12 protein-coding genes are annotated in these 14076 nt (G+C 69.3%); 8 read left to right on the top strand and 4 right to left on the bottom strand.

Going from position 1 to position 14076, the window contains the following annotated elements; translation table 11 throughout:
- Positions 1–183 precede the first annotated feature (183 nt).
- Positions 184–657: an Lrp/AsnC family transcriptional regulator gene (locus ACSMFO_RS13975; RefSeq protein WP_037333334.1), complete on the top strand. Its 474-nt coding sequence runs from the start codon at positions 184–186 to the stop codon at positions 655–657.
- A 206-nt stretch (positions 658–863) separates the two neighbouring features.
- A complete protein-coding gene (locus tag ACSMFO_RS13970) occupies positions 864–1268 on the top strand; it encodes an SsgA family sporulation/cell division regulator (protein WP_016330736.1) in 405 nt (134 codons plus the stop codon).
- A 74-nt stretch (positions 1269–1342) separates the two neighbouring features.
- On the opposite strand, the gene ACSMFO_RS13965 is transcribed toward ACSMFO_RS13970, so the two are convergent.
- Complete coding sequence (locus tag ACSMFO_RS13965) at positions 1343–2437, bottom strand: S1 family peptidase (protein WP_436458920.1); 1095 nt, start codon at positions 2435–2437, stop codon at positions 1343–1345.
- A 472-nt stretch (positions 2438–2909) separates the two neighbouring features.
- Here ACSMFO_RS13965 and ACSMFO_RS13960 point away from each other — a divergent pair, with 472 nt between their 5' ends.
- From ACSMFO_RS13960 to ACSMFO_RS13935, 6 genes are all read left to right on the top strand, one after another.
- The gene (locus ACSMFO_RS13960; RefSeq protein WP_360125909.1) at positions 2910–5849 is read left to right on the top strand and encodes an ATP-binding protein; all 2940 of its coding nucleotides are present in this window, start codon (positions 2910–2912) and stop codon (positions 5847–5849) included.
- 180 nt (positions 5850–6029) lie between these two features.
- Complete coding sequence (locus tag ACSMFO_RS13955; protein ID WP_436458919.1) at positions 6030–6881, top strand: ESX secretion-associated protein EspG; 852 nt, start codon at positions 6030–6032, stop codon at positions 6879–6881.
- Positions 6882–6911: 30 nt separating this feature from the next.
- Positions 6912–7322 carry a hypothetical protein gene (locus ACSMFO_RS13950; protein WP_436458918.1) on the top strand — a complete coding sequence of 137 codons (411 nt, stop codon included), beginning with the start codon at positions 6912–6914 and terminating at the stop codon, positions 7320–7322.
- An 11-nt stretch (positions 7323–7333) separates the two neighbouring features.
- Complete coding sequence (locus ACSMFO_RS13945) at positions 7334–9304, top strand: hypothetical protein (RefSeq protein ID WP_436458917.1); 1971 nt, start codon at positions 7334–7336, stop codon at positions 9302–9304.
- A complete protein-coding gene (locus tag ACSMFO_RS13940; protein WP_038507628.1) occupies positions 9301–9630 on the top strand; it encodes a type VII secretion target in 330 nt (109 codons plus the stop codon). The genes ACSMFO_RS13945 and ACSMFO_RS13940 overlap by 4 nt, the downstream gene beginning before the upstream one ends.
- The gene (locus ACSMFO_RS13935) at positions 9627–10145 is read left to right on the top strand and encodes a YbaB/EbfC family nucleoid-associated protein (protein WP_436458916.1); all 519 of its coding nucleotides are present in this window, start codon (positions 9627–9629) and stop codon (positions 10143–10145) included. Before ACSMFO_RS13940 ends, ACSMFO_RS13935 begins: the two co-directional genes overlap by 4 nt.
- A 391-nt stretch (positions 10146–10536) precedes the next feature.
- Here ACSMFO_RS13935 and ACSMFO_RS13930 read toward each other — a convergent pair whose 3' ends face one another.
- From ACSMFO_RS13930 to ACSMFO_RS13920, 3 genes are all read right to left on the bottom strand, one after another.
- On the bottom strand, positions 10537–11673 hold the full coding sequence (locus ACSMFO_RS13930; RefSeq protein ID WP_360088601.1) for a GGDEF domain-containing protein: 1137 nt from the start codon (positions 11671–11673) through the stop codon (positions 10537–10539).
- A 293-nt stretch (positions 11674–11966) separates the two neighbouring features.
- Positions 11967–13229 carry an MFS transporter gene (locus ACSMFO_RS13925; RefSeq protein WP_038507619.1) on the bottom strand — a complete coding sequence of 421 codons (1263 nt, stop codon included), beginning with the start codon at positions 13227–13229 and terminating at the stop codon, positions 11967–11969.
- Between the two features lie 72 nt (positions 13230–13301).
- The gene (locus tag ACSMFO_RS13920; protein WP_436458915.1) at positions 13302–14018 is read right to left on the bottom strand and encodes a CTP synthase C-terminal region-related (seleno)protein; all 717 of its coding nucleotides are present in this window, start codon (positions 14016–14018) and stop codon (positions 13302–13304) included.
- Positions 14019–14076 lie beyond the last annotated feature (58 nt).

The raw sequence follows: 14076 nt of genomic DNA, 5'->3' as shown, positions 1-14076 counted from the left end.
CCTTTCGCGGGGAAATGAGAGGTCTGCCATTCACTTGTAAGCGCTACCATTCAGTAGACCCGCCAGTTGTGTTCCGGGTCACAATTCAAAGAATTCTCACCTTCGCCCGGGCGTGACCGACGCCGCGCGAGGGCGCGATCAAAGAACAGGCGCCGGGGAGAGCCGTCCGGTTAGCCTGACCTGGTGCACACACCCGACCTCGACCGCCTGGACGTCGCCATCCTCGCCTGCCTGCAGTCCGACGCCCGCACGATCGCCGAGCACATCGGCGCGAAGGTGGGCCTGTCGGCGGCGGCCGTGCAGCGGCGGATCAAGCGGCTGCGCGAGGCCGGGGTGATCGAACGCGAGGTGGCGGTGCTGTCGCCGGCGGCGCTCGGGCTGTCGATGACGTTCGTGGTGATGGTCGAGATGGAGCGGGAGAACCTCGCGGTGCTCGACGGGTTCCGCCGTCAGGTGCTCGCGGACGACAACGTCCAGCAGTGCTACTACGTCACCGGCAACGCCGACTTCGTGCTCGTGGTGACCTGCCGGGACATGGCGGATTTCGAGACGTTCACGCGGCGGATGTTCTTCGACAACCCGAACGTGCGGCACTTCACGACGTCGGTGGCGATGGACCGGGTGAAGACCGGGCTGTCCCTGCCACTGGAGCCCTGAAGGTCCAAAAAGGACTCCCTGACCTCGTCACCACGGGTATCGGCCCGAACGCAAGGGGTCTGTGCCCGGCGTTACACCACTATGGACATATGCAGCCGATAGCGTGAACGTGGCGACAGTCGCGTCATCCGGCCCGTGCCCGGCCATCTCCTCCCCGAGACGAAAAGTTCGCGCCGCGCGAACCACGAGAGCACTGAGGAGTGGCCGTGCACACCGACGCAATTCACCAGAGCCAGTTCGTTCTGCTGAACAACAGCAGCACGCCCGTTCTCTCCCGCCTGTCCTTCCACGCCGGCGAGCCGTTCGCGGTCACCGTGTCGTTCCGGACCGAGCGCGGCCGGTGGGTCGAGTGGACCTTCGCGCGTGAACTGCTCGTCACCGGCCTCACCGATCCCGCCGGGCTCGGCGACGTCCGCGTCCGCCCCGACCTCTCCGAGGACGAGGCGATGCTGACGCTCGAAATCGAGTCACCCGACGGTTATGCGTCGTTCGAGCTGGAGCGCGAGGACGTGGAGACGTTCCTCGAGTCCACTTACGACCTGGTCCCGCTCGGGTCCGAGAGCGAGCACTTCGACGTCGAAGCGCTGATCGAGGAGATCAGCAACGTCTGAAAACTTTCCCGCGGCACGAAAACGAAGGGCGGCCCGAGTGCGCTGGAGGCACTCGGTCCGCCCTTCGTCCTGTGTCAGCCCAGGACCAGGGAGGTCCCGGTCGCGGACAACGCCGGCCGGACCGGGAAGAAGTAGGTCACCGAACTGTTGCCGCCGGACAGCATGCCCTGCGCCTGGTTGCCCGCGATGAACGAACCGCCGGAGTCGCCCGCCTGGGAGCGGACGTTGGTGGCGGTCATGCCGTAGACCGTGCCTTCGGCGTAGCGGACGGTCTGGTTCTTGGCGCCGACGGTGCCGCAGGTCCAGCCGGTGGTCGAGCCCGACTTGCAGACCGAAGCGCCGGTGGCGGCGACGGTCGAGCCGCTCACCCGGGTGCCGTTGTTGATGATGCCGCGCGGCGTCCAGTTGCTGTTGACCCGGACGTGCCCGTAGTCGTTGGTCGGGAAGCTGACGCGGGCGAACGAGCCCATCGCCACGCGGTTCGAGCCGGTCACCGTGCCCGGGCCGCAGTGCCCGGCGGTGAGGAAGCCGCCGTTGACCGAGAAGCCGATCGAGCATCGCGAAGAGCTGTTGATGTAGTAGGCGTCCCCGCCGCGGACGTCGTACTTGAGGGTCGGCACCGAAGTGGTCTCGACCACCGAGACGGCGGTCTTGTCCACCTTGGTCTTCTCCAGGTACGAGTCGACGACGCCGCTCTTGCCCGGCAGGACGTTCACCGTCACCCGGTTGGTCTTGGTGTCCACACCCCAGCCGGTGATCGCGCCGTCCGCCGCGCGCTCACTCGCGTTCAGTCTGTCCACAGTGGAATCGAGTTGGGCGGCCGAGAAGCGGACCAGTTCGGCTTCCGCGCCGCTGGCGAGGACCTGGCCGAGTTTCGCCGCGTCCGTCACGCCGACGCGGAGCTTGCCGGTGGCCTCGTTGTAGCTCGCGCCGCCGAAGCTGCCGGCGAGCGTCGAGGCGAGCGCCTGTTCGAGCGTGCCGGCGGCGGTCTCGCTCTGGATCCGGGCGAGTGCCTGGTCGGCGGTCAGGCCGAGGTCCCGTTGCAGGGCGGGGACCATCTCGGCGTTGAGCAGAGTGTTCGAGGTCGCTGCCGCGGGGGTACCCGTGACGAGCGCGCCGGTGGCCAGTGCTGCCGTGGCGGCCACACCGAGGAGCTTCGTGATCTTCATGCTTCTCCCTCGTCATCACGCACGGCTCCGGTTCGCCATGCGATGGCCCTCCCCTGACGGGTGAGGGTTCTGGACTCCGGGGAAGGCCGCAATCCGGGTCGGCGCGGGATAGGTATACCCATTCTTCGGGAACCGAATCCCCTGCTCCACGGGCGGCCACCTAGAGCAGGCACCCGGACGGACACGTCCGTAAGTAGGGTTTCGAGCGAATACCTTGCGTAGTCGTTTCCACCCCCTGAACGTGGGATGAATCGCCGAATCAGGTTGGTGGCCGACGTTTCGGGTGCCCGGTGATTTTCCAACCGATGATCCGTCAGCCAACCGGTGACTCTGCGTCCTCGAACGGCCTCAGGGGGTGCCCGGGGTGTCCGTGTTGGGTGGTTTACGACCCGGTAGGCAGTGCTTAGGCTCCGCAGGACAACGCACAAGATCGTGTCGGGCTCAGCGGGAACTCCCCACCGAGGAGCGCATGATGTGGCTTGCCACCCCTCGCCCGACCTCGGTTTCGGTCCGCGCCGGATCGACGGCATTAGTGGGCCGCGACGTCGAGGTCTCGGCGATCGTGAAGATCCTGCTGCGCCGTCCCGCCGCCGTGCTGATCGAAGGCGAACCCGGGATGGGCCGCAGCAGGCTGCTCGAAGAGCTGGCCGGGCGCCGCGAGTTCGCGTCCGCCCGGGTGCTTTCGGGCGCCTGCCAGCCGATGCGCGAACCGTTCCCGTTCGGGCCGGTGCTCGAAGCGCTGCGCTCGGCGGGCGACCGGCCGCTCGGGCCGCTCAGCCCGGTGGCCGGGGTACTGAGACCCTTGCTGCCCGAACTGGCGGAAAGCCTTCCGCCCCAACCGGAACCGCTCGCCGACCCGTGCGCCGAACGCCACCGTCAGTTCCGCGCCGTCCGTGAACTCCTGATCGCCTGCGGGCCCGCGCTCGTCTTGATCGACGACCTCCAGTGGGCCGACGAAGGCACCCGCGACCTCTTGCGTTTCCTCGCCGCCGCGATGCCCGCCGAGCTGGCCGTCGTCGCGGCCTACCGGACCGGTTCCCCCTCCGGGCACGGTGCCGGCATCCCGTTCCGCACCCCGCCGAACGTCCAGACCGCCCGCGTGACGCTGGGCCCGCTCGATCTCGACGCCGTCGGGAAGCTCGCGGAGGAACTGCTGGACCTGCCGAGGGTTTCCGCGCCGTTCACCGCGAAGCTCCACGAAAGCACCGCCGGGATCCCGTTCGTGGTCGAGGAGACACTGCGGGCGCTGCGGGACGCGGCGGGACGGCTGCCGATCGGCGAGGTGCTGGGCGACCGGCTGCTGGAAAGCCTGGAAGTCCCGATCTCCCTGCGTGAGGCCATCACCGAACGGCTCGACGCGCTGCCGGAACCCGCCGTCCGGCTCGCCCGCGCGGCGGCGGTGCTCGCCGTCCCGTCGGAACCGGCCGTGATCGGTGAACTCGCGTGCCTCGACGGTGACGCCCTCCGCACCGCCCTGTTGTCCACTTTGGACGGCGGAGTGCTCGGCGAACTCGGCGGCGACCGCTACGGTTTCCGGCATCCCTTGGCCCGCAAGGCCGTCTACGACACGATCAGCGGTCCGGAACGGACGCTGCTGCATTCGCGCGCCATCAAGGTGCTCGCCGAGCAGCCCGCCCCGCCGCTGACCCTGCTGGCGAACCATTCGCGCGCGGCGGGCCGGACCGGGCAATGGCGTCACTACGCCGAAGCCGCCGCCGACGAGGCCATCGCCCACGGCGACACCTCACGCGCCATCGACCTGCTCCAGTCCGTGCTGGCCGAGGCGGGACTCGGCGAGGACGACATCGCGCGGCTGGCCACGAAGCTCAGCCAGGTCGCGCTGCGCGGGTTCCGCCCGGACGTCATCGAGACGCTGGAGCGGATCCTCGAAGACCTCACCGACCTGCGCCCGAGCGTGCGCGGGACGATCCGGCTCAGCCTCGGGATGCTGCTGGTCCGCACGATCGGGCGGCTCGGCCGCGGCCGGGTCGAGGTGGAGAAGGCGATCACCGAACTGGTCGACGAGCCGGAGCTGGCCGCGCGCGGGATCAACCTGCTCGCCCAGCCGATCGACGGGCTGACCCCGTTGTCCTGGCACGAGGTCTGGATGGACCGGGCACGCGAGGTCTTCGACCGGATCGAAGACCCGGAGCTGCGCCTCGCGCTGCTCGGCGACCGGATCTCCACCCAGGCGCATATCGGCGACGGCTCGGCCTGGACCGAGTTCACCGAACTGGCCGACCAGGGCGGCGGGGTCGCCGAACGGGTCCAGCTGGCCAGGATGTGGTGCAACCTCGCCGACGCGCAGTCCTGGGCCGGACATCTGGCCAGGGCGGAAAAGCTGGTCACGGAAGGGATCCGCCGCGCGACCGACGCGGGCGCGCTCTACGCCGCCGGCCTCGCGCAGGGCACCAGGGTCCGGCTCGACTGGGTGCGCGGCGACTGGTCCGGGCTCGCGGAGGCCACCGAACAGCTCCGCGACGGCTATCCCGACCTGGGCCCGATCGTCATGGAATGCTCGCTCGTCCTCGGCGGGCTGGCCGCCGTGCGCGGGGAATTCGCCGCCGCGCAACGACATCTGACAGCGGCGAGTGTGCACGCGCCGGAGCACGGCCCCATCCCGGTCGTCCTCTCGGCGGCGGGCGTCCTGATCCGGGTGCTCCTCGCGACGGACGACGTCGACGGGGCGTGCGCGGCGGCCGACAACGCCGTCGCGGCGGCCCGGCGCAAGGGTGTCTGGGTGTGGGCGGCGGCGCTCGTCCCCGCGGCCGCCGAGGCCTACACGCGGGCCGGGCGCTGGTCGGAGGCGGACGCCGTGGTCGAGGAATTCGCCCGCGGCGTCGACGGCAAGGATTCGCCGGTCTCCCGGGTCGCGCTGCTCGCCGGCCGGGCGATCCTGCTCGACGCGCGCGGCAAACATCCCGCCGCGGCAACGGTTTTCGACGAGGCCGCGGCCGGTTACGAAGCCTTGCCGATGCCCTATCAGGCCATCGGCGCCCGCGAGCGGGCGGCGCTGTGCCGTCTGACCGCGGGCCGCCTGACCGCGGGCCGTCTCGACGCGGGCGACCGCAAGGCGATCGAGGAGCTCGCGGCGGCCGCGGAGGCCTACGAGCGGCTCGGCGCGACCAGGGACGCCGGACGCTGCCGCCACCTGCTCCGGGAACACGGCGCGTGGGCGCCTTCGCAGCGCGGGCGGCGCGGCTACGGCCAGGAGCTCTCGCCCCGCGAACTCGAGGTCGCGCGCATGCTTTCCGACGGACGCACGAATCGGGAGATAGCGGACGGATTGTTCCTTTCGCCGCGTACGGTCGAACAGCACGTCGCGAAGGTCCTGCGGAAACTGGGCGCCCGTTCGCGGACCGACGTGGCCCGCCGGATGACGACCTACGCCCCCGCGGCGGCCGACCGGTAACGCGCCGGTGAACAGGCCGTCATTCCTTTAGGGGCAAGAAAAGTGCCCGATCGGGCATGGTGATCCATTCCATCGGGTTCAGCGGTGTACGTATGGTTCCGTAGGTTCATGCGCTGTGCTAGTTTGTTTTGGCCATTAACAAAGTCGGGGCCCGACCCCGTGAGGGAGTAGCGCAGAAGCATGGCTGAGCGAGCCGATTTCGCGCTGGGGACGGTCGAGGCGACAGTGGTCGGGCGGGCGCTTGGCGTCGACGCCCGCTTGTTTCCCTTGCGCGTCCAGAACACTTCGATCGACCCGGAGCGGTACTCCGCGATCATCCGGAAGGTCTATACCGATCTCGAACGGCGCCGCCTGTCGATCGACGGCGAGCTGAACCAGGCCGTCCGCACCGCGTTCGCGCTGCTCGGGAACCACCGGATCACCGTTTCGATCAACGGTATCGACGGTATCGGCCAGGACATCGCCGTCCTCGCGCTCACCGACGGCAGGCAGGCGCTCGGCATCACGCAGGCCCACGGCGAAGACCTCCTGCAGTTCGCGCTCTTCGACGACGAAGAGCTGGTCGAGGTCCTCTCCGGGGTCCTGCCGCGGATGCGCCCCGCGTCGACCGGCCGCCGCACGCTCGTGCAGAAGGAGGAACGCGCCGTCTCCGCGATGGCCGCGCGCCGCCAGGCCGAAGCCGAGTTCGACGAGGAAGAGACCGACGCGTTCGGCAACCTCCAGTTCACCGGTGTCGTCCGCGCCCGGCCGGAGGCCGCGGCGCCGCGCAACGACGAGAGCGACGTCGAGGTCCTGGAGAAGGTGCTGTCCGGGACCCGTCTCGGCGGCGGCTACATCATCGTGAGCGGGATCGGCCGCCGCGGCGAACGGCTCCGGTCGACACCGTTGAGCTGGCTCGACACCGAAGACGGCCGGTACCTGATCCGGACCGAGACCGACGAGGCCTCCGGCGCCGTGATCGGGCACTACGACCCGGCCAGTCAATCGGGCGTGGCGAACGCGATCCGGGACGCCATCGCGGACATCTACTGACCTTCCTGAATCCGGCGAGAGGACCCTCCGTTGACCGAGGAAGCACAAGAACTGCAGCCGATGATGGCGGCGCGCAAGGTGGCGTTCGCGAGCGCGCGGCTGAAGGAGATGGCCAAGCAGGGCGGCTTCGCCGTCGACGAGACCACCGGCCAGGAGATGATCCGTTCACTCCAGGGTGTGATCGACAGCCTCGAAGAGCGCTGGAGCGCGCTGACCAAGCTGCAGAAGTCGCCGCCGATGAGCTCCACCGCGACCGCCCGCTGGGTGTCCGAGCACATGCACGGCACCGCGACGGACGCGCGAGGTCTGCTCACCCAGCTCCAGGCCGCTCGCGCCGAGTTCCCCACTTACATCGAGGCGATCGAGCTCGCCCAGCGGAACTACCGGGAACGCGACACGCAGAACCAGCGTGACCTGAAGCGGATCGACACCGAGATCTGAAGGAGAGACCCGTGACCGAATCCGAGGAGAAGACGGCGAAGGTCTCCGACCCGAACTCGCCCGACTACGACAAGCTCGACCCGCACTACGACCCGACGGCCGACTCGTCGTCCGACTACTACGTCGGACCGCTGGCGGACGAGGCCGCCTCCGGCGACGAGATCCGGGCCGGGGCCTCGGCCGGGACGGACCTCCTCTTCAACATCCTCGGCTGGGGTGACAAGGCGCTCAACGGCTTCAAGGACATCTTCACGCAGAAGATGTACGAGGGGCAGCTGGAGAAGGCGCGCGAAGGTCTCGACAAGAACCTGGACATCCGCAAGCCCGGCGAGCCGCCGTCCACGGTCTGGGCGAACGCCACCCACGAGCAGATGCAGACCGCGATCCTGGACAACGCGGATCCGGCCGCGGTGGGCGAGACCTCCGAAGAGTGGGTCCGGGCGGGCAACGACCTGGCCTCGCATCAGCGCAACCTGGCGAAGGCGATCAGCGCGAGCACGGCCAACTGGGAGGGCGAGGGCGGCGACGCGGCCCGCGAGCACCTCGCCGGTGTCGGCAAATGGCTCGGCTCGACCGCGAACGGCGCGACGCTGGCCGGACGGCAGCAGCAGATCCACTCACAGACGCTCAACGAGACGCAGAAGCAGATGGCGGCGAACCCGCCGGTGGCGTTCAGCGTGCAGGAGGCCAACGCCAACCTGCAGAAGATCACCGACCCGTACGTCTACATGGCACAGCTCGGGAAGGATCTCGGCACCTTCAAGAAGCAGCAGGACGCGCGGGACCAGGCCGCGAAGGTGATGACCGACTTCGACACCACGGTCGGAGCGGCGATCGCCACCCCGGCGTTCCCCGCCCCGCCGAAGCTGGCGACGGCGACCAGGCAGATGCAGGGCACTCCCGCCGGCGGTGGCGCGGGCTCGCCCGCCGGCACGCTTCGCGACCGGATGTCGCCCGAAGGCGCCGACGGGCAGCTCAGCCCCTTCAGCGCCGTCACGGACCGGACGCGCCCGGACGGCCTTGTCGCTTCGATGGACGGGACGCCGCAGGGCGGGGCCGGTGGTCCCGGCGGTGTCTCGCCGTTCAACTCGCCGACCGGCGGACCGGGCGGCGGCCCCGGTGGTGGTCCGGGCGGAGGTCCCGGCGGCTTCCCCGGCGGCGGTGGTCCCGGTAGCGGCGGCCCTGGCGGCAACCTGAACATGCCCACCATCCCGAACGGGCCGACCGGCGGCGAGACCTACAAGCCCGCCGCGTCGTCGGGCCCGAACCTCCCGAACATGCCCAAGATCGACGACAGCACGCGCACGACGGGCTACACGCCCCCCTCCGTTTCGCCGCCGTCGTTCACCCCGCCGAACATCCCGATCCCGGAGAGCGGCGGACCGCGGCCCGGCGGTGGTCTTCCGTTCACGCCGCCGAACATCCCGCTCCCGAACGGGCCCAACGGGCCCACCAGCGGCGGGCCGAGGCCGGTCATGCCGAACATCCCGCCGATTCCGCGGCCCGGCGGCATCGGCGAGCGGCTCACCGGCCCCTCGTTCCCCGACGGCAACTCGTACAAGGGCACGCCGTACAACGCGCCCAAACTCGGCATGCCGAACATCCCCGGCGGTGGCGGCACCGGCGGGACCAGTGGCTTCGGCGGCGGCGGTACTGGTGCGGGTGGCGCGGGCGGCGGCGGTCTCGGTGGCGCCGGACGGGCGTCCGGCTCGCTCGGCATGGGCGGCGCCGTCGGCGCCGGCGCGATGGACGCCGAAGCGGCCGCGGCCCGTGCGGCGGCCTCCGGTGGCAAGCCCGGTACCCCCGGCGGCATGGGCCCGATGGGCGGGATGGCCCCCGGCGCCGGTAAGGGACAGGGCCAGGACGACAAGGAGCACAAGGTCGCCGACTACGTCGAATCCGACGACCCGTCCTTCTTCGCGGCCGACGAGGTCGTGGCGCCGCCGGTGATCGGCGACTGGAAGAACAAGGACTGGAAGTGACCGCCTCGTTCGAGGTCGATCCGGACGACCTGACCGCGCACGCGAGCCATCTCGACGGGCTCGTGGACCGGCTGAACACCGCGCACGCCGCGACCGGTTCGGCGATGTCGGCGGACGCGTACGGCCTGCTGTGCGCGTTCCTGCCGCCGATCGTCAACCCGGCGGGCGAACGCGCGGCGGAGACGATCAAGGCTGCCGTGGAAGGGATACAGGCGACGGCCGACAACGTCCGCACCGCTGCCAAGTCCTATGTAGACGGTGACAAGACCAACGCGGAACCGTTCAAAGCGGACTTCTCCGCCTTGAACATCGGAGGAAAGAAGTGACCGGCGCGAACGAGCTCGGCGAGCTCATGCTGGACCCGGACGAGGCCCAGCGCAAAATGGAGCGATGGGCCGCCGGGCTGGAAGAGAAGGCTCAGCGGTACGCCGCCGCCCAAGAGCGGACGGAGCAGCTCCGGCTGACCGCGTCCAGCTCCGACGGCGCCGTGAAGATCACCGTCGGGGCGGACGGCGGCGTGACGGACATCGAGTTCGGGACCAAGGCCAGGACGTACCCGCTGGAGGAACTGTCGCGGGCGATCCTGCAGACCATGCACCAGGCGCAGGCCGGGATCGCGGGTCAGGTCGCCGAGGTCATGCAGGAATCGCTCGGCGACGAGGACCAGGAGACCAGGTCGCTGATGATCGGGACCCTGCGCAGCCGCTTCCCCGAGATCGAGGAGGAAGAGCCGCCGCCTCCGCCGCCCGCACCTCCGGCGGCCTCGACCGACGCTCCGCCTCAGGCCCCTCGCGAACGGCGCCACGAAGCGCCGGACGACGAAGAGAACTCACCCTGGTAGCCCCCTCACGAGCGGGGAGGGCGGTCCTACTCGGCACGTCCCTTGGACTGTCCAAAAAGGACATCTTTCGAGGCCGAGGTGTCTGTTTTAGGCGCTTTGCGCAGTATTACGCGGGGGTCGTGAGTGGGAATGGTCGTTCTAACCCTCTTTACCACTCACGACCCTACGCGGAACCGGACTTAACGATATAAAGCAGGCGTACACTGCTCGGAAAGTGACCACTGCGGACACCAAGTGCCTCAGGCGGCACGACGTGGCTCGCCCCTGAAGTACGTGAAGGCCCCCTTCACTGCGTCTAGCGCAGTGAAGGGGGCCTTCACGCGCCACCGCTGCGACTGCGGGGTCTGGTGGTGTTGCTGGGGCTTCGGTGGCGATCGCGTAGTCCAACGGGTCAGGCGGCCGCGAGGGACACGACGCGGTTCCGCCCGCTGTTCTTCGCCTGGTAGAGCGCGGAGTCGGCGACGTGCAGCAGCCGCTCCAGCACGGTCCCGCCCGACGGGTACACCGCCGCGCCGATGGACACCGAAAGCCCTCGCACGACCCGGGGCCCCGACGCGGTCGCGACCTCGACCTCGATCGCCATCACCGCCCGGCGGACCCGCTCGGCCACGGGGAGCACCTCGGTCTCCGTCGCGCCGGGCAGCAGCACGACGAACTCCTCGCCACCGAAGCGGCCGACGGAGTCGTAGTCGCGTACGTGCTCGGAGATCGTCTTCGCGACGACCTTGAGCACGACGTCGCCCGCGAGATGCCCGTAGACGTCGTTGACCTGCTTGAAATGGTCGAGATCGAGCATCAGCACGCCGAGCTTGCTCTTCGCCCTCGCCGCCGACGACAGCTCCCGTTCGCTCAGCGCGTGCCACGCGTGTGCGTTCAGGACGCCGGTCTTGCCGTCGATGTTCGCCGCGATCTCCAGTTGCCGCACCAGCACGCTGCGGTGCAGCACCAGCACCGGCAGCAGCACGAACGGGACGAGGGCGGGCGCGTGCACGATGCCCAGCGCGGTCGAGGTCCCGAGCACCAGGGTGGTGACCTCCAGCAGGTTGTCGTCGCCGGTGCCGAACAGCGACCGCAGCGACCTCGCCCCGGTGTGCAGGTACACCGAGAGCGCCACGATGAACGCGTTGACCACCGTGAACACTGCCGCCGCTTCGACGATCTTCAGTGAGCCGGCGAACCCGACGGGCAGCCCGTTCCAGCCGGCGACGATGGCCCCCGCGGCCAGGCAGGAGATCACGATCGCCGCCGCGCAGTACACGACGCGGTAGGCCGGGCGGTGGCTCATCCCCCGCCACACCCGGAACCAAAGATGCAGGTAGATGAGCAGACCGAGGGCGAGCGCGAGCCCGGACGGCAGGACGAGCACCCCCGCGAACGTCCACACCGAAGTCATGTTGATATGCGGCCGGTCGCACAGCGTGCGCCGCAACCGTTCCACCGAACGCGAAAGCTCGGCCTGCAGAACAGCGAGGCCGAGCAGTGATCCAAATCGGACGAATTCCGTAGTCTCGTAGTTCGATCGGAGCAAGGCGATTACGGCGACTGCCGCCGCGAGGCCTTCCACCACAAGAAAAACCGCGGGAACACCGCGTGGTCCGGACCATAATTCCCAGCGTCGGACCCTGGCTCTCAGACGTGTGCCGGCCCCTTCTCCGGCGAGTTCGACATCCCCCATAATCATCGTCACCGGTCCCCCTTCCGTACACATTTCAATGTATCCGAGGTAGTACTGAGGGTGGCTCGAGTCATTTCCGGAACACACAGATGGAGCAGTGGGAGGGAGGACCATCATGAACGGTCGCGAGGACTGATCCCACCAATTCAGCCGGTTCGGCTCCCGGCCGGGAGCCATACATCGGGGCCGGTGGCGATGGCCCGTTTCCACGCCATCGCCATCGGTCCCGCCGAGGCGACGGCCACCGTCGCGGCCACCCCGACGGCCACGAACGGACCGGTCAACTGGGCGAGACCGCCCGCGAGCATGATCCCGATTCCTTGCACGGTCACCAAACTCGTCGAGGTCAGGCCCATCACCTGCGCCCGGACGCCGTCCGGCACCGCGCGAGCCATCAACGCGACGGCCTGCAGGTGGTACGGCGCCGCGAAGGCCCCGCTGAGCCCGATCAGCGCGAGGCAGACGGGTAATGACGGGCGAAAGAAGACGAACACCAAAGGAACGACGGATGCGATGGCGAGAATGCCGACGATTCGCGTTTTCCGTCGTGCCGGAACCCATTTCGTGAAGATCCACGAACCTATTACCGAACCGATCGGATCGGCCGCGAGAATAAGTCCGACCGCGAAACTGCCCGCCCCGAGCCCGACGGCGAGCGGCGCCGCGAGCCCTTCCGGCGCGATGGCGAACCCGGCGAGCATCTTCAACCCGAAGAGCACCCGGATTCCCTTGCCCTGCCACAGTTCCTTGGCGCCTTCGCCACTGAAAGCCCGCGCCACACGGCTTTTCACCGAAGATTCCGTGGCGGCGGGCCCTCGGCGGCGCACCCCGACGGACACGAGCAGCGCCGAGACCACAAAGGTCACCGCGTCGATCACCAGTCCCCAGTAGGGCGTCACGAGACCGATCACCAGTCCGCCACCGCCGAATCCGGCCAGCTGTGCCGTTTGGATGGTGATCGTCCGGACCGCGAGCCCGGCGACGTACCGGTCGCCTTCGAGGACGTCCGGGAGCAACGCGAGCTGCGCCGCCCGGAACGGACCGCCCGCCATCGTCAGGATCACCAGCAGTCCGGCCAGGACCGGCAGCGGTATCCCCGGGACGGCCATCAGCGCCGCGATCGCCGCGCGCACCAGGTCGCAGACGATCATCACCGTCCGCCGCGAATACCGGTCCGCCAGACCGGCGAACAGCGTGCCGCCGATCAGCGTCGGCAGATACGTCAGGCCATAGGTGAGCCCGGTCAGCCCGGCCGACGCCGTCCTTTCCCAGACCAGCACCGACAACGCGACCCTGGCCAGCTGGTCACCGGCCTGCGAAAGCGCCTCGGCCGCCCACAACGCACGGAACTCGCCGACCGCGAAAGCGGCCCTGAACGCGGTGCCCCGAGCGGAATCCCCCTTCTCCATGAGCCCCTCCCCTTGGCTCACGGTAGTCGATCACTTCCGCAGTGTCAGCGGCCATCCGGCCCACGACGACCGTCAGTGTCCACTGTGGACGGTCAGATTCGCGTGCTCCGTGGCGGCCGAAGCGAAGGCGCGGACGACCGGATGCGGCCGGGTTCCGTCGCCGGCGAGTTCCGGCTGGAACAGCGTCGCCAGGAAGAACGGGTGCTCCGGCAGTTCCGCGATCCGCGCGTCGCCATCGCCGTCGAATCCGCTGAAGACCACCCCTTTCGCCGCCAAGGTGTCCAGGTGCCGGGCGTCGAGACCATACGAACAGTGGTACCGCTCAACGGAACGCTCCGCCCCCAGAACCCGTGCCGCCAGGGTGCCCGGCGTGACGTGGACCGCGCCTTCGTGCCCGACGAGCGAACACGCGAGCGGGACGATCAACCGCTCTTCCGCGTCCGGCGCGTTCTCCGCGTGCCCGATTCCGCCGAGACCGCAGACGTTCCGCGCGAATTCCAGCAGCGCGTGCTGGAATCCGGCGCAGGTTCCGAGGAACGGGATGCCGTTCTCGCGGGCGGCACGCACGGTCTCGATCGCACCGGATTCGGACCGGTAAGGACTGCCGGGCACCAGCCAGACGGCGTCGAAACCGGTGAGGTCGCCGACGGCGTCCGTCGGGATCCAGTAGGCGTCGAGTTCGAGGCCGTCGCGTTCGGCGAGCCGATCGAAGAGCATCGGGATGCGGACGTGGGAGCGGACGCCGTCCGATCGGTCGCCGACCAGGGCGACCCGGGCTGTCTGTGTCATGCGGTCATCCTGACCCGCGAACCGAGTTCAGCGCCAACGATGATCCTTGCTGCGTCCA

Source organism: Amycolatopsis sp. w19 (assembly GCF_051373225.1).
GTDB classification, from domain to species: Bacteria; Actinomycetota; Actinomycetes; order Mycobacteriales; family Pseudonocardiaceae; genus Amycolatopsis; species Amycolatopsis japonica.
Note: the sequence above shows the minus strand (reverse complement) of the source record. Positions and strands in the feature narration are given on the sequence as shown.

What these genes read in the sequence shown, in the direction of transcription:
- ACSMFO_RS13965 (WP_436458920.1), bottom strand. Translation starts at nt 2,437, where the DNA reads ATGAAGATCACGAAGCTCCTCGGTGTGGCCGCCACGGCAGCACTGGCC.
- ACSMFO_RS13920 (WP_436458915.1), bottom strand. Translation starts at nt 14,018, where the DNA reads ATGACACAGACAGCCCGGGTCGCCCTGGTCGGCGACCGATCGGACGGC.
- ACSMFO_RS13955 (WP_436458919.1), top strand. Translation starts at nt 6,030, where the DNA reads ATGGCTGAGCGAGCCGATTTCGCGCTGGGGACGGTCGAGGCGACAGTG.
- ACSMFO_RS13925 (WP_038507619.1), bottom strand. Translation starts at nt 13,229, where the DNA reads ATGGAGAAGGGGGATTCCGCTCGGGGCACCGCGTTCAGGGCCGCTTTC.
- ACSMFO_RS13960 (WP_360125909.1), top strand. Translation starts at nt 2,910, where the DNA reads ATGTGGCTTGCCACCCCTCGCCCGACCTCGGTTTCGGTCCGCGCCGGA.